Raw genomic sequence first — 20,602 nt, 5'->3', positions numbered from 1 at the left:
CCCGCCGTCGGCCGCTCCTTTGTGCCGTTCCACCGAAGCTGTCAGATCTCGTAGTCCAGCGGCACCGGCTGCCCATAGGCGCCCCCGTGGTACAGCAGCGGCGATCCTTCGCCGCCCACCTGGCCGTCCACCACCTGGACCACCACGACGGCGTTGTTCTCGAAGGAAAGGCGCATCTGGATCTCGCCGATCAGCCACCCGGCGACATCCTTGAGGATGGGCACCCCGTGCGGACCAATTTCCCAGTGGTTGCCTTCAAAGCGGTTCCCGGGGCGGGCGAAGCGGGCAGCAAGTTCCTGGTTGTCCAGGCCCAGCATGTGCACTCCCAAGTACTGCGTGTTGGCCACGGCGGGCCAGGACCTGGAACTGCGCGCCATGTTGAAGGTGAAGCGCGGCGGCTTTGCCGACAGGGAAGCCACCGACGTGGCGGTAAAGCCATAGGGCTCGTCCTGGTAATTCACGGTGATGATGGCGACGCCCGCGGCATGGCGGCGGAACATCTCCCTGAACGTCTGCTCGAACGGCTCGCTGTTGTCGGTCACCGGAACTCCTGGACTAGGTGGCGTAACTCTTTCCCCAAGCGTATTGGCCCGCGGTCATGGCCGGAAAACAGGCGGCGGGAGGACCGGCTCGAATGACCTTGCAGGAACCTTTGTTAAGGTGTGTTGCATGACGAACTTCGCCCGCCCCGCCAGGCGGCGGCTGCCCTGGTCCCTGCTGCTGGTCCCGGCGGCGGCTGGCATTCCGGCGGGACTCCTATGGTGGATCCTGGCGCCGGGCGGGTTGAACCTGATTACCCGGGACCCCGCCCTGGCAGCCGGAACGGCGCCCCTGGTGTGGCTTCCCCGCGACCTCACCCTCGCAGGCATCCTGGTTGTGGCCGGCTGCCTGCTGGCCGTGTTCCTGGCCGACGGCAAGCGTTCCGACCCGCAGGTGGCCCTGCTGGCCGGGCTGGCCGGGGCGCTGGCGGGCAGCGCCGTGGCCTGGGGGACAGGGGTCCTGGCCGGACGGCTGTGGGGCCCTGCCGTGGACACCGGAGCGAATGCCAGCATCGCCTTCTCCCTGCGGGCATGGCCGGTCCTCCTGCTCTGGCCCGCCGCGACCGCCGTGTCGGTCTTCATCCTTGAACTGGTTACAGCGGCCGGCAGGCAGCCCGACGAAGCCGGGATGGAAACGGCGGGGGCGAACAGCCCCGTAAAATAGAGCGGTGACCACATCCCCGGATTTCCCCGCCCCCGTGACAGCCGCCGTCGACTTCCGCACCATTGACCTTCGGGGCCGCAACCTGACCCTGCCGGCTCTTCGGGCCGCGGTGCCGCGTGCCAAGGGCCAGACCGTGGCGGACGCCGAGGAGAAGGTCCTGCAGATCATTTCCGCCGTCCGGCAGGGCGGCTTCGCGGCGCTGGCAGAACTTGCTGAACGGTTCGACGGGGTGGAGCAGCAGCACCCGCTGGTTCCCGGGGAGGCAATCGCCGCAGCACTGGACCAGCTTGACCCGGCCGTGCGGGCCGCACTCGAGGAATCCATCAGCCGCGCGCGGAAGTTCGCGGACGGGCAGCGTCCCCGCAATGTCGACATCGAGCTCGGCGACGGCGCCGTGGTGAGCCAGAACTGGGTGCCTGTGGCCCGCGTGGGACTGTACGTTCCCGGCGGCCTCGCCGTGTACCCGTCGTCGGTGATCATGAACGTCGTGCCCGCCCTGGCGGCCGGCGTGGAATCCATTGCCTTGGCCTCGCCCCCGCAAAAGGAATTCGGCGGCCTGCCGCACCCCACCATCCTGGCGGCGGCAGCGCTGCTGGGCATCACCGAGGTTTACGCCATTGGCGGAGCCCAGGCCATCGCCGCGTTCGCCTATGGCATCGAAGCCGCTGAGGCTGGTCCGGCACTGGAACCGGTGGATGTGGTGACAGGTCCCGGCAATATTTTCGTCGCCACGGCCAAGCGCCTGGTCAAGGGCGTGGTGGGCATCGACTCCGAGGCGGGAACCACGGAGATTGCGATCCTCGCCGACGATTCCGCCCAGCCCGCCCTGGTGGCCGCCGATCTTCTCAGCCAGGCCGAGCACGATCCCAAGGCCGCGTCAGTGCTCATCACCGACTCCGAAGACCTGGCCGCCGCCGTGCGTGCTGAACTGGCGCTGCAGGCCGCCGCTACCAAGCACTCGGCCAGGGTGCAGGAGGCGCTGTCCGGCCCGCAGTCGGGCGTGGTGCTGGTTGCCGGCCTGGAACAAGGGATCGCTGCCTGTGACGCCTATGCCGCGGAACACCTGGAAATCATGACCCGGAACGCCCCCGCCGTGGCCGCCCGCATCCGCAATGCCGGCGCCATCTTCGTGGGAGATTACAGTCCGGTCAGCCTTGGCGACTACTGCGCCGGCTCCAACCATGTGCTGCCCACCAGCGGGACGGCCGCTTTTTCCTCCGGCCTGAACGTGACCACCTTCCTGCGGGCCATCCAGGTCATCAACTACAGCCGGGACGCCCTGGCTGAGGTCAGCGGGCACATCGTAAGCCTGTCCCGGGCCGAGGACCTTCCGGCCCACGGGGACGCCGTCACGGCACGGTTCCCGGGCGACCAGTGACCACTACATGTAGTAATTACAGGATTGTTATTACCCCACATCTGCCCGTAAACTGGGTCATGCCACGGCACCGCCCCCCGGCGGTGCTGCTGGCTTCCACACCGTTGCACACCACGAGCGAAAAGGGGGAACGCCATGTACTGCCCGTTCTGCCGAAACCCTGATTCCCGCGTGGTGGACAGCCGGATGACGGACGACGGCTCGGCCATCCGCAGGCGCCGTCAGTGCCCCGAATGCGGCCGCCGCTTCACCACGGTGGAAACCACCAGCCTGTCCGTCATCAAGCGCTCCGGCGTCGGTGAACCGTTCAGCCGCAGCAAGGTGATCAACGGTGTGCGCAAGGCCTGCCAGGGCCGGCCCGTGAGCGAGGACGACCTCGCCATGCTGGCCCAGGAAGTCGAAGAGCAGATCCGTGCATCCGGGGCCGCTGAAATCGAAGCCCATGAAGTGGGACTGGTCATCCTTGGACCGCTGCAGAAACTCGATGAGGTGGCCTACCTCCGCTTTGCCAGCGTGTACCAGGCCTTTGATTCCCTCGAGGACTTCGAGACTGCCATTGCACTGCTCCGCCACGAGGCCGGCGAAGGCGCCAAGGGCGCAGCCGGTGCCGCAAAGAGCTCCGAGAAGAGCCCCCTCTAAAACTCCGGTGGCGGCAGCGGAGGGGAAGCCGCAGCCGCCACCGGCACCACTCCTACTTTGCCAGCTTGTGCTGGAGTGCGATCTCCAGGGCTGCGCCCACAATGCCTGCCTCGTTCCGCAGGACAGCCGGGACAATCGGGGTGCGGAGCTTGAGGTTGGGAAGGTACTCGTCGGCGCGCTTGGAAATGCCGCCGCCCACGATGAACAGTTCCGGTGAGAACAGGAACTCCACATGCGAGAAGTAGCGCTGCAGGAGCACGCTGTACTCGTCCCATGACAGGCCGTCCCGTTCGCGGGCAACGGCGGACGCCTTCGATTCGGCGTCGTGGCCGTCAATTTCAAGGTGACCCAGCTCTGCGTTGGGCACGAGCTTTCCATCGAAGATGAAGGCTGAACCGATGCCGGTACCGAGCGTGATCACCAGGACCGTGCCGGAGACTCCGGCGCCGGCACCGTACCGCGCCTCCGCCAGCCCTGCGGCGTCGGCGTCGTTGATGACTTCCACCGGACGGCCAAGCCGGGCGGTGAGGAGGGCGTCGATGTCCGTGTCCAGCCAGCTCTTGTCCACGTTGGCGGCGGAGTGGACCACGCCGTGCTGGATGATTCCCGGGAAGGTCACGCCCACGGGGGAACCGGCCTCCGGAGCTTCCGGGCGGGCCGAGAGTTCGGCCACCACCAGGGCTACGGCCTCGGCGACTGCTTCAGGCGTGGCGGGCTGCGGGGTCGGCACCCGGAAGCGTTCGCCCAGGAGCTTGCCCTTCTTCAGGTCGACAATGCCGCCCTTGATGCCCGTACCACCGATGTCGATACCGATCAGCGGTGCGTTCTTGTGCGACTTCTCGTCCTTCTTGGCCAATGGGATTCCGTTCTTGACAGGGGCGGGCAGGATAGTGGGCTGCTGGGGTGCGGCCCGTGGCAGGCGGCCGGGTGGCACCTGCAACATGCCCGGTAGCGGGCATGGGCGGGGCTACGGCAGGGTGAGGATTTCGGCGCCGGTCTCGGTGACCAGCAGGGTGTGCTCGAACTGGGCGGTGCGCTTGCGGTCCCGGGTGACCACGGTCCAGTCGTCGCTCCACATGTCCCAATCCACCGTGCCCAGGGTGAGCATCGGCTCGATGGTGAACACCATGCCCGGCTCGATCACGGTGTTGTAGGCGGGGGCGGCGTCGTAGTGGGGGATGATCAGTCCAGTGTGGAAGGCTTCCCCGACGCCGTGGCCGGTGAAGTCGCGGACCACGCCGTAGCCAAAACGTTTGGCGTAGGACTGGATGGTCCTGCCAATCACGTTGATTTCACGCCCGGGCGCCACGGCTTTGATGGCGCGGTTCAGTGACTCCTGGGTTCGCTCCACCAACAGCCGCGATTCTTCGTCCACGTCCCCCACCAGGAACGTGTAGTTGGTGTCTCCGTGGACACCGTTGAGGTATGCGGTGATGTCTATGTTCAGGATGTCGCCGTCCTGGACCACGGTGCTGTCCGGAATGCCGTGGCAGATGACCTCGTTCAGGGAGGAGCACAGGGACTTGGGGAATCCACGGTACCCGAGCGTGGAAGGGTAGGCGTTGTGGTCCAGCAGGAATTCGTGGCCCACCTTGTCCAGCTCGTCCGTGGTGACGCCGGGGCGGATGTGCTTGCCCACCTCCACGATGGCCTGCGCCGCGATCTTCCCGGCAATCCGGATTTTCTCGATGGTCTCCGCGCTCTTGACCTCGGAGCCGGTGAATTTGGCGGGGGCCGGCTTGCCGACGTACTCCGGACGGGGGATGGACGCCGGGACGGGACGCTGCGGACTCAAAGTACCCGGGGTGAGGGTGCCAATGGGTGCAGTGGAGGCAAGGGAAGGCATAGATTGATCATATAAGGGACCACAGAACGCCTAACAACCGACAAGCTGGGAGGGCGCGCGTAAGTGTCTGTGTTACGTGGATCACCCCGGTTTCCTGTCCTGAACGAGGAGCAACGATGACTGAGTACTGGTTCAACATCAACACCCACGAAGTGGAAGAAGACCGGCTCTCGGACTGGAGCCAGCTCATTGGGCCCTACAAGACCCGCGCAGAAGCGGAGCACGCCATCGAGAAGGTCAAGGCGCGCAACGACGCCTGGGAAAAGGGCGACGACGACTGACCGGCCGCTTCCTGCCTAGAAGGAGTGCTCCGGGCCGGGGAACGTACCGGAGCGGACATCGTCCCCGTAGGCGGTGGCGGCGTCGTGCAGGGTGCTGCGCAGGTCCGCGTACTGCTTGACGAATTTGGCCATCCGGCCGCCGCGAAGCCCCGCCATGTCCTGCCACACAAGGACCTGGCCCGTGGTGGCCTTCCCCGCACCGATACCCACGGTGGGGACGGTCAGCGCCGCGTCGACCGCCGCGGCCGTCTCCGCGGGAACCATTTCCATCAGCACGCAGAACGCTCCGGCCTCTTCAAGTGCGCGTGCGTCCTCGATCAGCCGTTGGGCGTCATCGCCGCGGCCCTGGACGCGGTAGCCGCCCAGGACGTGCTCGCTCTGCGGCGTGAAGCCGATATGGGCCATCACCGGGATGCCGGCCTGCACCATGGCGCGGACCGTGGGGGCGTAGTATTTTCCGCCCTCGATCTTCACCGCGTGGGCCAGCCCTTCCTTCAGGAACCTGACGCCGGCGGCGACAGCCTGTTCCGCGCTGACCTCGTAGCTGCCGAACGGCAGGTCTGCCACCACCAGGGCGCGCTTTGCGGACCTCGCCACCGCCCGGCAGAGGGGGAGCAGCTCGTCTACGGTCACCGGCAGGCTGGTTTCATTGCCAAAGACGTTGTTGGACGCCGAGTCACCGACCAGGAGCACTTCAATGCCCGCAGCGTCAAAGATCCCGGCTGTGTACTGTTCGTACGCCGTAAGCATGGCGAACCTGGTGCCGTCCCGCTTGGCCTGCTGAAGGTGGTGGATACGGACCTTGGCGGGCTTCCGTTCGGCAGGAACCGGCACGCCGGGGCCGTTGCCGTACGGGGCGGGTACTTCTGCGGACGCGCTGGAGCCGGAGCTGTTGGAAGCCATGGGATGAGCGTAGTGCGGTACCGGCCGTCCTAGCTACCGCGGGCATCCCCGCCAAAAGGTGATAAGCGCCATAGCTGCGTCCCTGATCGGGCCCGCATACCGCCGCCGGCGCCGGTACGGAGGCCCGATTGGGCAACCGCCAGGTTAATGGTGTGTTACGCACGGCGCAGGCTCAAGCATCGGCGCCGAATGATTAGTACAGTGATGGTGAACTGCTGCCGGCTTTCCCCTTTGCGCGGACCCGGAGCATGGACGTTGACCGGAGAAGAGGCCATCATGGACCGCCAGCAAGAGTTTGTCCTGCGCACAATTGAAGAGCGCGACGTACGTTTCGTGCGCCTGTGGTTCACCGACGTCGTGGGTTCGCTGAAGTCCGTGGCGCTGGCACCGGCGGAAGTGGAAGGTGCGTTCGAGGAAGGCCTCGGATTCGACGGCTCCTCCATTGAGGGACTGGCCCGTGTTTTCGAGTCCGACATGCTGGCCCAGCCGGACCCCGCCACCTTCCAGATCCTGCCATGGCGCGGCGAGACCGAGCAGACCTCCAGGATGTTCTGCGACATCCTTACCCCTGACGGCGAGCCCTCCGCGGCCGATCCGCGCAACGTGCTCAAGCGCACCCTGGCCAAGGCTGCGGACATGGGCTTCACCTGCTACACGCACCCCGAAATCGAGTTCTACCTGCTCAAGTCGCACGAACCGGGTCCGAACGGCGCTCCGGTACCCGTTGATGAGGGCGGCTACTTCGACCACGTGCCGGGCGGCGTGGCCCAGGACTTCCGCCGCACCGCGGTGACCATGCTGGAATCCGTGGGCATCTCGGTTGAATTCAGCCACCACGAGGCCGGCCCGGGCCAGAACGAGATCGACCTTCGCTACGCGGACGCCCTGCAGACGGCCGACAACATCATGACGTTCCGCACCGTCATCAAGGAAGTGGCGCTGCAGCAGGGCACGTATGCCACCTTCATGCCCAAGCCGTTCACCGACCACCCCGGGTCCGGCATGCACACGCACTTCTCGCTCTTCGAAGGCGACAGCAACGCGTTCTTCGAGGCAGGAGCGGAGTTCCAGCTGTCCAAGACGGCCCGCCAGTTCATCGCCGGCATCCTCAAGCACGCCCCGGAGTTCACCGCGGTCACCAACCAGTTCGTCAACTCCTACAAGCGCCTGTGGGGCGGCGGCGAGGCCCCCAGCTACCTCAGCTGGGGCCACAACAACCGCTCCGCCCTGGTCCGCGTGCCGCTGTACAAGCCCGGCAAGGGCCAGTCCGCCCGGATCGAGTACCGGGGCATCGACTCCGCCGCCAACCCGTACCTCGCCTACGCTGTCCTGCTCGGCGCGGGCCTGAAGGGCATCGAGGAAGGCTATGACCTCCCCGCCGCAGCCGAGGACGACGTCTGGTCGCTGAGCTCGGCCGAACGCCGCGCCATGGGCCATGATCCGCTCCCGGCCAGCCTGCACGACGCCATCCGCTCCATGGAGGACTCCGAGCTGATGCCGCAGATCCTTGGCGAACAGGTCTACGAGCACTTCCTGCGCAACAAGCGGGCCGAGTGGCAGGACTACCGGCTGCAGGTGACGCCCTACGAGCTGCAGCGCAACCTCGGCATCCTCTAGGTGCCCGGCGTGAGCCTGGCACGCCGCCTCATTGCGGCCGGATTCAGCGACCTGGAAAAGGGCGAACGGTTCCTTGCCGCGCGCGAACTCGAAGGCCTGGACCAGGACAGGCTCTTCGCCGGACTGCAGCTTGCCGCCAGCCCCGATACCGCCCTGCAGTCCCTGGTCCGGCTGATTGAAAAGCACCCGCAACTCCGGAACCTGGCAGCTGCCGACCTGGAGGAAAGCGAGCCCATGTACCGGGTCCTGGGCGCCTCCGAGGCCCTGGGGGAGTTCCTCATCAGGCACCCGGAGCACCTGGACGCGTTCGAGGTCCGGGCCAGCCCCGAGCCGCTGCCAGCCGATCCCGGACGGCTGCGTGCCACCCTCCTGCAGTCCGTGGGCGCCGACCCACGTGCCGCCCGGCCCGTTGCTGCCGCCACGGGAACGGACGCCTACGCCGCCCTGCGCACCGCCTACCGGCGCGGGCTGGTGGACCTCGCCGTGAAAGACCTCTGCGCCGCGGACCCGCTGGACTTCCTGCCATCGGTGGGCGGCGAACTGGCGGACCTGGCCGCTGCCGCCATCGAGGCCGCGCTGGCGGTCTCCCGCGCCGAAGCCGCGGAGCAGCACAGCGCAGCCGACATCGCCGACGTCGGCCTCGCCGTCATTGGCATGGGCAAATGCGGAGCCCGGGAGCTGAACTACATCTCCGACGTCGACGTCATCTACGTGGTGGACGCCGGAAGCCTGGAGGACGCGCAGGCCAACACCATCGGCACGGCCCTGGCCAGCGGCATCTCGCGGGCCATATCGTCCGTGGCGCGGGAACCGGGTCTGTGGGAGGTTGACGCCAACCTGCGGCCGGAGGGCAAGTCGGGGCCGCTGGTGCGCACCCTCGCCTCGCACGAGACGTACTACGCCAGGTGGGCCGAGAGCTGGGAATTCCAGGCGCTGCTCAAGGCCCGTGCCATCGCCGGCGATGCCGCACTGGGCCGGGCCTACGAAGAAGCCGTGGCCCCGCTGATCTGGAGTTCGGCCGGGCGGGACGGCTTCGTGGAATCGGTGCAGGCGATGCGCCGCCGGGTCACCGAGAACATTCCGGCCGCCGAGGAGCAGCGCCAGATCAAGCTGGGCCGCGGCGGGCTGCGCGACGTCGAGTTCACCGTCCAGCTGCTCCAACTGGTGCACGGCAAGGCAGATGAGACATTACGACGGCGGGACACCACTTCGGCGATCGCCGCACTGTCAGCGGGCGGTTACATTGGCCGCTCCGACGCCGCCGCCTTTGACAACGCCTACCGGTACCTGCGCCTCCTGGAACACAGGATCCAGCTGTTCCAGCTCCGCCGCACCCACCTCATGCCGGTTGCGGAGCCGGCGCTGCGCTCCCTGGCCAAGGCGGTGCTGGGGCCGTTTTCCAACGAACGGCCCAGCCCGGACACCCTGCTGTCCGCGTGGCAGCGCACCAAGCGCTCGGTCCGCGAACTGCATGAGCGCATCTTCTACCGGCCGCTGCTCAACACGGCGGCCAAGCTAAGCAGCGAGGACGCCAGGCTCACCCCCGAGGCGGCGCAGGGACGGCTTGCGGCTCTGGGCTACCAGGACCCGCGGGGCGCGATGCGGCACATTGAGGCGCTCACGGCAGGGGTGAGCCGCAGGGCAGCCCTGCAACGCCAGCTCCTGCCGATCCTGCTCGATTGGCTCGCCGAGGGGGTGGACCCGGACGCCGGCCTGCTTGCCTTCCGCCGCGTCAGCGAGGCGCTGGGCACCACGCACTGGTACCTTGGGCTGCTCCGGGACTCCAACGCCGCTGCCGAACGGCTGTGCCACATGCTGTCCAATTCCCGGTTGATCGCCGACCTGCTGGAGGTTTCGCCGGAGTCCGTGGCGTGGCTGGGCCAGGACAAGGACCTGGTTCCGGTGGGCTTCGAAGCCCAGTGGCAGGAAATCACCGCCAAGATGTCGCGGCACGAGGACCCCGAGAGCGCCATGCGCCTGATCCGGCTGATCCGGCGCCGGGAAATCCTCCGCATCGCGATCGCCGATTCCGCCGGCCTCCTGGACCAGGACCACGTGGGCAGGGCCCTTGCCGACACCGACCGCGCCGCAGTCCTGGGCGCCTTGCGGGTGGCCGAAGGGATTGTCTCCGCCGGCGGACCGCTCAAGACCACCGTGCTGGTGGTGGCCATGGGCCGCCAGGGCGGCAGGGAGATCGGCTACGGGTCCGACGCGGATGTCATGTACGTCCACCGTGCCCTGCCGGGTTTCTCCGAAGCGGAGGCGCAGGAACAGGCCGCCCGCATCGTGGCGAAGGTGTCCAGCCTGCTCACCCAGCCACTGAAGCCGGCCATCATGGCAGAACGCGTCCTGCAGATGGACGCCGACCTTCGTCCCGAGGGCAAGAACGGGGCCATGGTGCGTTCACTGGACTCCTTCGCCGAGTACTACCGCCGCTGGTCCCTCATCTGGGAGGCGCAGGCCCTGCTGCGGGCAAGGCCCATGGCCGGCGACGATGCCCTGGCCGCTGATTTCCTCAAGCTGATCGATCCCATCCGGTACCCGGAAGCCATAGCGGAACAGGACGTACGCGAGATCCGGCGCATCAAGGCCCGGGTGGAATCGGAGCGGCTGCCGCGCGGCGCCGACCCTGCACGGCACCTCAAACTGGGCCGCGGCGGCCTGAGCGACGTCGAGTGGCTGGTGCAGTTGCTGCAGCTCCAGCAGGCCGGGAAACACCCGGAACTCCGGACCACCTCCACGCTCGAGGCCCTTGGAGCCGCAGCGGATCTTGGCCTGCTGGACGCTGCAGACGCCGGCCTGCTTGCAGAGGCCTGGCGGCTGGCCAGCCGCATCCGGTCGGCCAACGTCATCTGGAGCGGCAAGGCCTCCGACCTCCTGCCGTCCTCGCGCCGCGACCTCGAGGCCGTGGCGCGCTGGTGCGGCTACGAGCCGGGCCATGCCGCAGCGCTGGAGGAGGACTACCTGCGGGTGAGCCGGCGGGCCCGGGCCGTCTTTGAACGTGTCTTCTATGGGCACTGACTGGGTTTGGCTCATTCCGCTCCGTGACCTGGACGCCGACGCCCGGGCCATCCAACTCGGCGCGATCGCGGACATGTCGCTGCTGCCCGGCCAGGAACGGTTCGTGGGCGACCCCCTGCGTATGGCCCTGGCAGGGCTCGCGGAAGAGTCACGGCACCCCTACGTCGTAGAGTCCGGCGGAAACGCAGCCGGTGTCCTGACCCTCCAGGCGGGGGCGGCAGGCCTTGCAGGGTGGCCCGACGAGAGCTCAGCCTGGCTGCTGCGGGGCTTCCTCATCGACAGCCGGCACCAGGGGAAGGGGCTGGGCACCCTGGCGGCTACCGCCGCTGTGGAGGCCGCACGCAAGCTCACCGCCCGGCACCAAAGCTGCGAGTCCGGCGTCGTACTTTCCGTCAATGAGGAGAACCCTGCGGGTTTCTTCGCGTACAGCCGCGCCGGTTTCGTCGACACAGGGCGGTACCTCGGCGGTTCGGCGGGGCCACAGCGGACCATGTTCCGCAGCTTCGCAGGCGCCGCGCCGGCGTAACGCGCCGGACCGGCATTGCGCTCAGCAAGCGTTTGCCCGATCATGTGGATTGGCGGTGTTCTTCAACCTTGTTGGGGGGAAGGCTGTACTGAGTCTTCGTCTCGGGGGGCATTCGTCAGGGGGTCCGGCTCCCGGTCTCAGCACGTCTGGAGGCGGGCCCCCACCTTAACGGTCTCAGTCCGTGGCATCGCGGCCCGGACAACGCGAAAGGCGGCCACCGGTTGAACCGGTGGCCGCCTTTCGCTGCTTCAACGCTCCTGCGGTGCAGGCCGCAGACTAGACGCCGTAGTAGAGCTCGAACTCGTAGGGGTTCGGGCGCAGGGACAGCGGGCGGATCTCGTTCTCGTACTTGTACTCGATCCAGGTGTCGATCAGGTCCTGGGTGAAGACGCCGCCGGCCTGCAGGAACTCGTTGTCCTCGCGGAGGGCCTCCAGGGCTTCCTCGAGGGTGCCCGGAGCCTTGGGGATGTCCTTGGCTTCCTCGGCGGGGAGCTCGTAGAGGTCCTTGTCGATGGGAGCCGGGGGCTCGATGCGGTTGCGGATGCCGTCAATGCCGGCCATCAGCTGGGCAGCGAAGGCCAGGTACGGGTTGGAGGAGGGGTCCGGTGCGCGGAATTCGATGCGCTTGGCCTTGGGGTTTGAACCCGTGATGGGGATACGGATACCGGCGGAGCGGTTGCCCTGCGAGTAGACCATGTTGACCGGGGCCTCGAAGCCCTTGACCAGGCGGCGGTAGGAGTTCACCGTCGGGTTGGTAAAGGCCAGGACGGCGGAGGAGTGCTTGAGCAGGCCGCCGATGTACCAGCGCGCGGTGTCGGACAGGCCGGCGTAGCCCTTCTCGTCGTAGAACAGCGGCTCGCCACCGTTCCACAGTGACTGGTGGCAGTGCATGCCGGAGCCGTTGTCACCGAAGACCGGCTTCGGCATGAAGGTCACGGACTTGCCCCAGGCGTCAGCGGTGTTCTTGATGACGTACTTGAACTTCTGCAGGTCATCGGCAGCGTGGGTCAGCGTGGTGAACTTGTAGTTGATCTCGGCCTGGCCGGCGGATCCAACTTCGTGGTGGCTGCGCTCGACCTCGAGGCCGGCTTCGTCCAGGGCAACGCACATGGCGTCGCGCAGGTCAGCCTGCTTGTCGGTGGGGGAGACCGGGAAGTAGCCGCCCTTGACCGGGGTCTTGTAGCCCAGGTTGCCGCCCTCTTCCTCGCGGCCGGTGTTCCAGTGGGCTTCCTCGGAGTCGATCTTGTAGAAGCTGCCCTCGGGGGAGGACTGGTACTGGACGTTGTCGAACACGAAGAATTCGGCTTCGGGAGCGAAGAACGCAGTGTCGGCGATGCCGGTGGAGGCCAGGTAGGCCTCGGCCTTTTCGGCTACGCCGCGGGGGTCGCGGTGGTACGGGTCACCGGTGCGCGGGTTGACGATCGAGAAGTTCAGCGCGAGGGTCTTCTCCATGCGGAAGGTGTCCAGAAACGCGGTGGTGACGTCCGGGATCAGCTGCATGTCAGATTCGGCGATGCCCTGGAATCCGCGAATGGAGGAACCGTCGAAGAGCTGTCCGTTGACGAAGAAATCAGCGTCGACACTCTTCGCCGGGACGTTGAAGTGCTGCTGGACACCCGGAAGGTCGGTGAAGCGGATATCGACGAACTTTACATCTTCGTCCTTGATGAACTTGAGGACTTCGTCCGCAGTCTTGAACATCTATGCTCCTAACGCATATGTAAATATGGCATGCACGCCACGTGATCCAGCGCAATCCAAAATCAGGGAGAACGCCTGTTGTCCCTGTCGCGTGTACCTGCCGGGGGATTGCTTGAAACTTCTAACAGACTATGGATCCGGGATTTCCCGTCCGTGTCCGCATTGTTTCGGGCAGGTTACAGAATGCCCTGCTATGACCACGGTATCGTCCGTCCACACTGTGGTCGAGCCCTATCCACAGTGTGGGCGCGCCGCCGGCGCGTGGATCGGTAAACTTGGACAGTGGTAGATCGCAAAGACATAGGCTCCTGGCTCACCGGACCGGACACTTCCGGCATCTCCAAATATCCGGGGGAGCGCCTGGGCCTGCCGGAGTCAGGTCCAGGGTCCATCGCCCGGGCAGGGCGGAGGATCGTTGCGATCATGATCGACTGGGGTATCGCCCTGCTCATCAGCAACTTTGCCTTTGGTGGCGATTCCTGGGCCACCCTGGCCGTCTTCGCCATCGAACAGACCCTGCTGGTGGGAACCCTCGGATACAGCATCGGCCACCGCATCATGGGCATAGCCGTGATCAAGCCGGGCGGCGGCACCCCCGGGCCGTTGGCCGGCCTGGTGAGGGCAGTGCTCCTCTGCCTGGTCATCCCCGCCGTCATTTTCGACCCGGACCAGCGCGGCCTGCACGACAAGGCCATGAATACGCTCCTCATCCGGCGCTGATCCCCACCCGCCGGCAGGTATCGGCGTTCTAGCGGCGGGGCAGTTGCCTCCCGCGTTGCTGCCGCCGGAATGCCGGCGCGTTCGTGAGGACCACACCGCCAACCACAATGGCGCCACCCACAAACTGCGCGGCCGTATGCACGGACCCGGCGAGCATGGTCAGGACGGCGGTGAAGACGGTGATCAGGTTGAGGAACACCCCTGCTCCTCCCGCCGGCAGGACCGTCAGTGCGCGGTTCCACAGCACGTAGGACAGTACCGACGGAAAGAATGCGATGAAGAGCAAGGACGCCAATCCACTGTCTGTGGCGGGGAGGGCCAGGCCGCCCCTGGCGAGGTGGACGGGCGCCAGCAGGGCCACAGCCAGGGCTGCCTGGACGGCCGTGGCCGTAATCGGCGGGACCTTCGGTGCCAGGCGGCCGACGACCGTGTAGGCCGTCCACACCACCACTGCACCCACCATCAAGACTTCCCCGGTGCCAAAACCGGCAGTGGCCAGCCGGCCCATGTCCCCTCCGCTGATGACGATGAGGACGCCCGCCAGCGCCGTCACGACGCCGGCCACAGCCAAAGGCGTGAGCCGTTCGCGCAGGAACACCGCCGCCGCCAGGGTGATCAGTGCCGGGTTGAAGGCGTTGATCAGTGAGGCGTTGAACGCATCGGTATGTTCCAGGGCGAAGTACAGGAGGAGGTTGTAGCCGAGCAGCCCGCACACGCTGAGCGCCAGCAGCCACGGCCACGCAGCCAGAACCGCCCGCCACGACGGCCGCTCCACCAGCTGGGCGATCAGCAGCAGCGGCACCAGCGCAATGGCCCACCGCAGGAAGACCAGGCTGAGGGGGTCGATGCTGTGGACTGCATCCGCACCCACCACATAATTGCCGGCCCAGAACAGCGTTGCTCCCAGCAGGGAGAGAACGGCCACCGTACACTTGCGCCGCGGGTGACCGGCGGCCCGCACCTCCGCCGCGTCGGACGGCTGTGCCGTCAGTCCCTGCTCAACGGATTCCACAGCGGTGTCCCATTCGTTAGGCGCGGCTTGATTCGAGGGCCGTGGCGGCGTCCGCTGCTTCGACTGCGGTGAGGTACCTGCGGCGCCCGGCCCAGCGTTCGAACAACAGGGTGGCGAACGGAAAAATTGCCGAGAACCCGGCCAGCGCTGCCACCCGGAACGGCCAGCGCTGCACGCGCCACAGCATGAGCGCGGCAACCCCGTAGCCGATGAAGAGGGCGCCGTGGATGGGGCCCGCCACCTGGACGCCGAGTTCCGTGGTGCCGGCAATCCATTTGAAGTACATGCCGGCAAGGAGTGCTGCCCAGCTGCAGGCCTCGGCCACGGCGAGGATGCGGAAGGCGCGGATCATCGTTGTCCTGAGGGGCATGGTCATGTCCTGTCGTGGTGTGATCAGCGGAGGCGCAGAAAGCGGAAGCCCTGCGCGCGGCGGGGAGGGCGCAAAAAAACGCCCCGGCCACCGGCAGGGCCGGTACCGGGGCGTTCTACCAGCTAGCGTCCGCGGTTGGGACGGGCTTTGTACGGGTCAATGCCTTTGGGAATGGGAAGCCTGGTACCGATGGACGCGATGCGCTTGGAGACCGTGCTCACTTCGAGCTTGGTCAGTTCGTTCTTCATCTTGCCCATCTGCTTGGCCACCTGGCTCAGCGGTACCTGGCCTTCGCCGCGGCCGGTCTGGATGGTGTGGACCGGAACGTTGGGGAGGATGCGGGCAAGGCGCTTGCGCTCGGCATCGAGCAGGGGCTTCACCCGGTGGGTGGGGCCTTCGCTGACAAGGACGACGCCGGGACGGCCTACGGCGCGGAACACGGCATCCTGCGTGCGGGGGTTAACGGCAACGGGCTGGTCTTCGGTGATCCAGCCGCGGCGCAGCGTCCCCAGGGCAGCGCCCGAAGCGCCGGGCTGGTTTTCGATCTGCGCGAACGCAGCACGCTCGGCCCGGCGGGACAGGATGAACGTAGCGGCCAGCAGGCCGAGCGGGATCCCGATGATCAAGCCCGTGATCCAGTTGTCCAGCCAGAAACCCACCAGGAAGCTCACGGCCACGACGCCGAGGAACACCAAAAGCATCAGCCACGGAACCATGGGATCGTGGCGGCGGGTCATGGTGAAGACCTCGCCGATCTGCTTGAGCCTGCTGGGCTTCTTGGCCTTCGCTTCCTTGGGCTTGCGCGTGAACAGGCCGCGCTTCACCGCGCTGGAGCCCGCCGGGGTGGAGTTGCTGGAGTCAGGGGATTTCGCCATAGTGCCTCAATTCTACGTGACTAAAACCAAAGGGCCGGACGCTGGATTCTTCCAGAGCCCGGCCCTATGCCACTTCATAAAGGAGAGGTCACGAGTGTGCGGCGAGGAGGGTGGCGGCTTCCTGGCGGGTGGTGCCGGAGTCCTGGATGCCTTCTGCGATGTGGGCGAGTTCGGCGGGGATGTCGCGGCCTTTTTTGCGCATGGCGGTGGCCCAGAGGCGGCCGGCGCGGTAGGAGGAGCGGACCAGGGGTCCGGACATGACGCCGAGGAAGCCGATTTCTTCGGCTTCGTGCTGGAGGTCCACGAATTCCTGGGGTTTGACCCAGCGGTCCACGGGCAGGTGCCGTTCGGAGGGGCGGAGGTATTGGGTGATGGTGATCAGGTCGCAGCCGGCCTGGTGGAGGTCGCGGAGGGCTTCGCTGATTTCTTCGCGGGTTTCGCCCATGCCCAGGATGAGGTTGGATTTGGTGACCATGCCCAGGTTCCGGCCCTGGGTGATGACGTCCAGGGAGCGTTCGTAGCGGAACGCGGGGCGGATCCGTTTGAAGATCCGGGGGACGGTTTCGACGTTGTGGGCGAAGACTTCGGGGGCGGAGTCGCAGATCGCCTTGATGTGGTCGGGGTTGCCGGAGAAGTCGGGGATGAGCAGTTCGACGCCGGTGCCGGGGTTCAGTTCGTGGATCTTGCGGACGGTTTCGGCGTAGAGCCAGACGCCTTCGTCTTCGAGGTCGTCGCGGGCCACGCCGGTGACGGTGGCGTAGCGCAGCTGCATGGATTGGACGGAGCGGGCCACCTTGGTGGGTTCGAACAGGTCCACGGGGGAGGGTTTGCCGGTGTCGATCTGGCAGAAGTCGCAGCGGCGGGTGCATTCGGAGCCGCCGATCAGGAAGGTCGCTTCCTTGTCTTCCCAGCATTCGAAGATGTTGGGGCAGCCGGCTTCTTCGCAGACGGTGTGCAGGCCTTCTTTTTTGACCAGGTTCTTCAGTCCGACGAACTCGGGGCCCATCTGGACCTTGGCCTTGATCCACTCCGGCTTGCGCTCCACCGGGACCGCAGCGTTGCGCTGCTCGATCCGCAGCATCTTCCGGCCTTCAGGTGCCAATGTCACAGTAGAGCTCCTTCAGGGCTCGAAACCAATACTTCTTCATGCTTGCGGAATTCCTCCACGAACCGCTCCGCGATGTCCGCGGGGTGGATTTCCCTGCCCGTTTCAAGGGACATGGTGGTCACTCCGGCGTCGGTGATGCCGCAGGCTATGATCTGGCCGTAGGGCGCAAGGTCGTTGCTGCAGTTAATGGCGACGCCGTGCATGGTCACGCCGTTCAGGACACGGATGCCGATCGCAGCGATCTTGCGGTCGGGGCCTTTTGAATCGGCCTTGATCCATACGCCCGCGCGGCCTTTGATGCGTTCTGCGTTGATGCCGTAGTCCGCCATGACGGCGATCATGATCGCTTCAAGGCGCTCCACGTAGTCCCTGATTCCGGAGCGGTTCTTGAGCTTCAGGATGGGGTAGGCAACCAGTTGGCCCGGGCCGTGCCACGTAAGTTTGCCGCCGCGGTCCACCGCGACGACCGGCGTACCGTCAAAGGGCCGCTCGTGGTCCTCGGTAAGCTTGCCGGCCGTATAGACCGCGGCGTGCTCCAACAGAAGGACTGTGCTGGGCGCACTTCCCGCGACAACTTTGTCATGGAGTTCGCGCTGGGCATCCCAGCCTTCCATGTAGTCAATGAAGTCGGGGGCAAGACCCAGCTGTGAAAACTCAAGAGTCATGGCATCCAGCTTAGACCCCGCAGCCGCACCGGCCCGGTTTAGTGTCCAAGCTCACCGGCGGGACTCAATGTGACCACGGCTGCCGGAGGCTGTGGATAACTTCTGCGGCGCGGCCGGAAGTCGGCTAGACATGGACCATGGACGATGCACAGGCACCCGAAGTACCGGGCTACGACGTCGGCAGGCTGCTGGGGCGGGGCGGCAGCGCGGATGTGTGGCTGGTACGGGAGCGCCGGACCGGACAGGAATATGCATTGAAGTGCTTCCGCGCCGACGGCACCGGCGCGGGCAGCAGTCCGGGAATCACCCAGGAGGAAGTGCGGCGGGAGATCCGCATCCTGTCAGTCCTGGACCACCAGCACCTGGTCAAGGCCCACGGGGCGGTGCAGGGCACCGAACCCGGCAGCGGTGCGGCCCTGACCATGGACTATGCTGCCGGCGGTTCACTGGCCCAGCTGGTCGCTTCCCGGGGCAGGATCAGCGTGGGGGAAACGGTCACGGTGCTCACGCCCATAGCCCAGGCCCTGGCCTACCTGCATGCCAAGGGCTTCACGCACTCGGATGTGTCGCCGGGAAATGTCCTGTTCACCGGGCAGGGAAAACCGGTGCTGTCGGACCTCGGAATTGCCCGGATGCTGGGCGATCCCGGCCGTGCGGGGGCCGCCGGAACCGGAGGATTCGTGGATCCGTCCCCGGTGGACGCCGTCCGCGCCGGCCTGCAGCCGGAACGCGACGTGTACTCGGTGGCCGCCCTGGGCTGGTATTGCCTGACGGGTGAGCCGCCGGGACGGACCGCCGACCGGCCTCCGCTGTCCCTGCTGGTTCCCGGTGTTCCCAAAGACTTGGCAGCCGCCCTGGAAGCAGGACTGAACGATGAGCGGAGGCTGCGGCCTGACGCACTGGCGCTGGCCACTGCCGTGTACCGCAGTGCTGAACCACAACCCGTGGACCTCTCCGGCGCCGTTCACCCCAGCGTCCTGCCGGAGCTGCTGACCCGCCGCCACGTTCCCCCTGTGTCGCGGGGCAGCGGACTCCGGGAGAAAATCCAGGGGCTCCGCCGCCGGGCGGAGGCCTCCCGGTGGTCCGCGTGGCCGGGCGCGGCAACAACCACAACCCCGCCCGCCAGGGGAAAGCACGCGGTGGGCCCTGCCGGTGGCCAGGTGCTGCGGCTTCTACGCCGTTCCGTGCTGCCGCTCGTGGCCGCGGCTGCCGCAGTGCTGTGGTGGCTGTCAGCGTCCGCAGTGCACGGCATGTGGCCCGGGAATTCTGCGCACGGTCCGGTCCCACCAGGTGCGTCCCCGGCCGCAACAGGTGGCGGTGGCCGGGAGGCCGTGCCCCTGGACGTGGCGCGGGAGCAGGCAGGGGCAGCTGATCCCGTAACAGCCGCGCAGGGGCTGGCGGCGGTTCGCGACTACGCCTTCAGCAGCGGTGGAATGGAACTGCTGGCAGACGTGAACGCCCCAGGGTCGGCCGCGGCTGCGGCTGACCAGAGGATCTCCAGCCAGGTCGCCGCTGGCCGGCGGCTCGCCGGATTCAGCACCACGCTTTCAGGGTTGACTGTCGAGGACGGGGCCACCGGCGTCCACGCGGTGGTGCGGGCCGTCTCCACTACGTCCGGGTACCAGGTGTTGGACCCGGATGACACCGTGCTGGCCACGGGGCCCGCGAGCCGGCCGCAGCCGCTGCGGCTGGTCCTGGTGTCCGTCGATGGCCGGTGGCGGGTCAGCGACATCCTGCCCGGCCAGTGAACAGCCCTTAGTGAACAGCCCGGGGAACCCTGGCATCCAGCATTGCCGGGTCGCCCCACTGCCTAGCCCCGCTGGACCGCGCCGGCCTTTCCCGCCACCCATTGGGCAGCATCTGCCAGGTGCCCGTGCTGCCACCGGAACCCGGCAGCTGCCAGGACGGCCGGCTCCATCCGCTGGCTGTACAGCAGGAGCTCCTCACCCAGGCCGGGCATCACGGTCCGCAGCACCGGGGCGGGGACCCGCAGCAACGCCGGCCGGTGCAGGGCCCTGGCCAAGGCCGCCACGATGGTATTCACATCCGCCTGTTCAGGGGCGGCCACATTGACCGGCCCGGAGACCGGGGAGGCCAACAGGAACAGGAATGCGGCCGAAACATCGGGAAGCGTTACCCAGGGCCAGAATTGCCTGCCGTTGCCAAACGGGCCGCCCACCCCCAGGCGCAGCAGCGGGAGCAGCTTGCCCAACGCCCCGCCGGACTGGCTGAACACCACTCCGGTCCGCGGCGTCACCACCCGTACGCCCGCCGGCGCCATCAGCGCGGCCTGCTCCCACTCAATGCAGATTTGCGCGAGTGTCCCCTCGCCTGCCGCTGCATCTTCCCGGAGGACGGTGTTGCCCGCGTCACCGTAGTAGCCCGAACCGGACTGGCTGATGAAGGCTGCGGGTGGAGCGTCGGACCGTGCCATAGCCTGCACCAGGGTCCTGGTGGGTCCCAGCCGGGAACTGAACAGTTCCTCCACGCGGTGCCGGGTCCACGGCCGGTCGCCGATGCCGGCGCCGGAAAGGTTGACCACTGCGTCCGCGCCGGACAGCACCGCGGGATCCAGGACCCCGGCCGCCGGATCCCAGCGAACTTCGCCGGCATTGGCCGGGGGCCTGCGGACCAGTGTCACCACAGAGTGGCCGGCACTGCGGAAGGCTGCGGACATGGAGGTGCCGATGAGCCCGGAGGCGCCGGCCATGACGATATGCATGGTCCATCTCACCAC

At 67.0% G+C, this 20,602-nt stretch carries 20 protein-coding genes; 9 read left to right on the top strand and 11 right to left on the bottom strand.

Annotated elements, in window-relative coordinates; translation table 11 throughout:
• Positions 1–41: 41 nt before the first annotated feature.
• Positions 42–542, bottom strand: coding sequence for a flavin reductase family protein (locus tag NIBR502771_RS17620; RefSeq protein ID WP_141160838.1), 501 nt, complete (start codon positions 540–542; stop codon positions 42–44).
• Positions 543–669: 127 nt separating this feature from the next.
• Here NIBR502771_RS17620 and NIBR502771_RS17615 point away from each other — a divergent pair, with 127 nt between their 5' ends.
• The 3 genes from NIBR502771_RS17615 (at position 670) to nrdR (ending at position 3,220) form a co-directional block, all read left to right on the top strand.
• Entirely contained in the window at positions 670–1,203 is a 534-nt protein-coding gene (locus NIBR502771_RS17615) for a hypothetical protein (RefSeq protein WP_141160837.1), read from the top strand.
• Positions 1,204–1,207: 4 nt separating this feature from the next.
• Entirely contained in the window at positions 1,208–2,581 is a 1,374-nt protein-coding gene (hisD, locus tag NIBR502771_RS17610) for a histidinol dehydrogenase (RefSeq protein WP_141160836.1), read from the top strand.
• A gap of 135 nt (positions 2,582–2,716) precedes the next feature.
• A complete protein-coding gene (nrdR, locus tag NIBR502771_RS17605) occupies positions 2,717–3,220 on the top strand; it encodes a transcriptional regulator NrdR (protein ID WP_141160835.1) in 504 nt (167 codons plus the stop codon).
• Between the two features lie 52 nt (positions 3,221–3,272).
• Here the strand turns inward: nrdR and ppgK are convergent, their stop codons facing one another.
• Positions 3,273–4,076, bottom strand: coding sequence for a polyphosphate--glucose phosphotransferase (gene ppgK / locus NIBR502771_RS17600; protein WP_141160834.1), 804 nt, complete (start codon positions 4,074–4,076; stop codon positions 3,273–3,275).
• Between the two features lie 111 nt (positions 4,077–4,187).
• Positions 4,188–5,066 carry a type I methionyl aminopeptidase gene (gene map, locus NIBR502771_RS17595; RefSeq protein WP_141160833.1) on the bottom strand — a complete coding sequence of 293 codons (879 nt, stop codon included), beginning with the start codon at positions 5,064–5,066 and terminating at the stop codon, positions 4,188–4,190.
• Positions 5,067–5,182: 116 nt separating this feature from the next.
• Here map and NIBR502771_RS17590 point away from each other — a divergent pair, with 116 nt between their 5' ends.
• A complete protein-coding gene (locus NIBR502771_RS17590; RefSeq protein WP_141160832.1) occupies positions 5,183–5,347 on the top strand; it encodes an SPOR domain-containing protein in 165 nt (54 codons plus the stop codon).
• A gap of 15 nt (positions 5,348–5,362) precedes the next feature.
• On the opposite strand, the gene panB is transcribed toward NIBR502771_RS17590, so the two are convergent.
• A complete protein-coding gene (gene panB / locus NIBR502771_RS17585) occupies positions 5,363–6,250 on the bottom strand; it encodes a 3-methyl-2-oxobutanoate hydroxymethyltransferase (protein WP_141160831.1) in 888 nt (295 codons plus the stop codon).
• Between the two features lie 276 nt (positions 6,251–6,526).
• Between panB and glnA (NIBR502771_RS17580) the strand changes: the two genes are divergently transcribed.
• From glnA (NIBR502771_RS17580) to NIBR502771_RS17570, 3 genes are read left to right on the top strand one after another with little or no spacing between them, the layout of a single operon-like run.
• Positions 6,527–7,867 carry a type I glutamate--ammonia ligase gene (gene glnA, locus NIBR502771_RS17580; RefSeq protein WP_141160830.1) on the top strand — a complete coding sequence of 447 codons (1,341 nt, stop codon included), beginning with the start codon at positions 6,527–6,529 and terminating at the stop codon, positions 7,865–7,867.
• A gap of 9 nt (positions 7,868–7,876) precedes the next feature.
• Positions 7,877–10,888: a bifunctional [glutamine synthetase] adenylyltransferase/[glutamine synthetase]-adenylyl-L-tyrosine phosphorylase gene (locus NIBR502771_RS17575; RefSeq protein WP_141160829.1), complete on the top strand. Its 3,012-nt coding sequence runs from the start codon at positions 7,877–7,879 to the stop codon at positions 10,886–10,888.
• Positions 10,878–11,414 carry a GNAT family N-acetyltransferase gene (locus NIBR502771_RS17570; protein ID WP_141160828.1) on the top strand — a complete coding sequence of 179 codons (537 nt, stop codon included), beginning with the start codon at positions 10,878–10,880 and terminating at the stop codon, positions 11,412–11,414. Before NIBR502771_RS17575 ends, NIBR502771_RS17570 begins: the two co-directional genes overlap by 11 nt.
• Positions 11,415–11,690: 276 nt before the next feature.
• On the opposite strand, the gene glnA (NIBR502771_RS17565) is transcribed toward NIBR502771_RS17570, so the two are convergent.
• Positions 11,691–13,115 (bottom strand): type I glutamate--ammonia ligase, encoded by a 1,425-nt coding sequence (gene glnA, locus NIBR502771_RS17565; RefSeq protein WP_141160827.1) that lies wholly within the window; start codon positions 13,113–13,115, stop codon positions 11,691–11,693.
• A 282-nt stretch (positions 13,116–13,397) separates the two neighbouring features.
• Between glnA (NIBR502771_RS17565) and NIBR502771_RS17560 the strand changes: the two genes are divergently transcribed.
• A complete protein-coding gene (locus tag NIBR502771_RS17560; RefSeq protein ID WP_141160826.1) occupies positions 13,398–13,835 on the top strand; it encodes an RDD family protein in 438 nt (145 codons plus the stop codon).
• Positions 13,836–13,863: 28 nt separating this feature from the next.
• On the opposite strand, the gene NIBR502771_RS17555 is transcribed toward NIBR502771_RS17560, so the two are convergent.
• From NIBR502771_RS17555 to lipB, 5 genes are all read right to left on the bottom strand, one after another.
• Positions 13,864–14,847, bottom strand: a complete 984-nt coding sequence (locus NIBR502771_RS17555) for a DMT family transporter (protein WP_347887675.1) — start codon at positions 14,845–14,847, stop codon at positions 13,864–13,866.
• 16 nt (positions 14,848–14,863) lie between these two features.
• Complete coding sequence (locus NIBR502771_RS17550; RefSeq protein WP_141160825.1) at positions 14,864–15,217, bottom strand: DUF3817 domain-containing protein; 354 nt, start codon at positions 15,215–15,217, stop codon at positions 14,864–14,866.
• Between the two features lie 122 nt (positions 15,218–15,339).
• Positions 15,340–16,092, bottom strand: a complete 753-nt coding sequence (locus NIBR502771_RS17545) for a DUF4191 domain-containing protein (RefSeq protein ID WP_141160824.1) — start codon at positions 16,090–16,092, stop codon at positions 15,340–15,342.
• Between the two features lie 88 nt (positions 16,093–16,180).
• Positions 16,181–17,200 (bottom strand): lipoyl synthase, encoded by a 1,020-nt coding sequence (gene lipA, locus NIBR502771_RS17540; protein ID WP_141160823.1) that lies wholly within the window; start codon positions 17,198–17,200, stop codon positions 16,181–16,183.
• Positions 17,197–17,865 (bottom strand): lipoyl(octanoyl) transferase LipB, encoded by a 669-nt coding sequence (gene lipB, locus NIBR502771_RS17535; RefSeq protein WP_141160822.1) that lies wholly within the window; start codon positions 17,863–17,865, stop codon positions 17,197–17,199. Before lipB ends, lipA begins: the two co-directional genes overlap by 4 nt.
• Positions 17,866–18,002: 137 nt before the next feature.
• Here lipB and NIBR502771_RS17530 point away from each other — a divergent pair, with 137 nt between their 5' ends.
• Entirely contained in the window at positions 18,003–19,613 is a 1,611-nt protein-coding gene (locus NIBR502771_RS17530; RefSeq protein WP_141160821.1) for a serine/threonine-protein kinase, read from the top strand.
• A gap of 62 nt (positions 19,614–19,675) precedes the next feature.
• On the opposite strand, the gene NIBR502771_RS17525 is transcribed toward NIBR502771_RS17530, so the two are convergent.
• Positions 19,676–20,587 (bottom strand): TIGR01777 family oxidoreductase, encoded by a 912-nt coding sequence (locus NIBR502771_RS17525; RefSeq protein ID WP_141160820.1) that lies wholly within the window; start codon positions 20,585–20,587, stop codon positions 19,676–19,678.
• Between the last annotated feature and the right edge of the window lie 15 nt (positions 20,588–20,602).

Source organism: Pseudarthrobacter sp. NIBRBAC000502771, assembly GCF_006517215.1.
In the GTDB taxonomy this organism is placed as follows: Bacteria; Actinomycetota; Actinomycetes; order Actinomycetales; family Micrococcaceae; genus Arthrobacter; species Arthrobacter niigatensis.
Note: the sequence above shows the minus strand (reverse complement) of the source record. Positions and strands in the feature narration are given on the sequence as shown.

What these genes read in the sequence shown, in the direction of transcription:
- NIBR502771_RS17615 (WP_141160837.1), top strand. Translation starts at nt 670, where the DNA reads ATGACGAACTTCGCCCGCCCCGCCAGGCGGCGGCTGCCCTGGTCCCTG.
- nrdR (WP_141160835.1), top strand. Translation starts at nt 2,717, where the DNA reads ATGTACTGCCCGTTCTGCCGAAACCCTGATTCCCGCGTGGTGGACAGC.
- map (WP_141160833.1), bottom strand. Translation starts at nt 5,066, where the DNA reads ATGCCTTCCCTTGCCTCCACTGCACCCATTGGCACCCTCACCCCGGGT.
- NIBR502771_RS17590 (WP_141160832.1), top strand. Translation starts at nt 5,183, where the DNA reads ATGACTGAGTACTGGTTCAACATCAACACCCACGAAGTGGAAGAAGAC.
- panB (WP_141160831.1), bottom strand. Translation starts at nt 6,250, where the DNA reads ATGGCTTCCAACAGCTCCGGCTCCAGCGCGTCCGCAGAAGTACCCGCC.
- glnA (WP_141160830.1), top strand. Translation starts at nt 6,527, where the DNA reads ATGGACCGCCAGCAAGAGTTTGTCCTGCGCACAATTGAAGAGCGCGAC.
- NIBR502771_RS17570 (WP_141160828.1), top strand. Translation starts at nt 10,878, where the DNA reads ATGGGCACTGACTGGGTTTGGCTCATTCCGCTCCGTGACCTGGACGCC.
- glnA (WP_141160827.1), bottom strand. Translation starts at nt 13,115, where the DNA reads ATGTTCAAGACTGCGGACGAAGTCCTCAAGTTCATCAAGGACGAAGAT.
- NIBR502771_RS17550 (WP_141160825.1), bottom strand. Translation starts at nt 15,217, where the DNA reads ATGCCCCTCAGGACAACGATGATCCGCGCCTTCCGCATCCTCGCCGTG.
- NIBR502771_RS17545 (WP_141160824.1), bottom strand. Translation starts at nt 16,092, where the DNA reads ATGGCGAAATCCCCTGACTCCAGCAACTCCACCCCGGCGGGCTCCAGC.
- lipB (WP_141160822.1), bottom strand. Translation starts at nt 17,865, where the DNA reads ATGACTCTTGAGTTTTCACAGCTGGGTCTTGCCCCCGACTTCATTGAC.
- NIBR502771_RS17530 (WP_141160821.1), top strand. Translation starts at nt 18,003, where the DNA reads ATGGACGATGCACAGGCACCCGAAGTACCGGGCTACGACGTCGGCAGG.
- NIBR502771_RS17525 (WP_141160820.1), bottom strand. Translation starts at nt 20,587, where the DNA reads ATGCATATCGTCATGGCCGGCGCCTCCGGGCTCATCGGCACCTCCATG.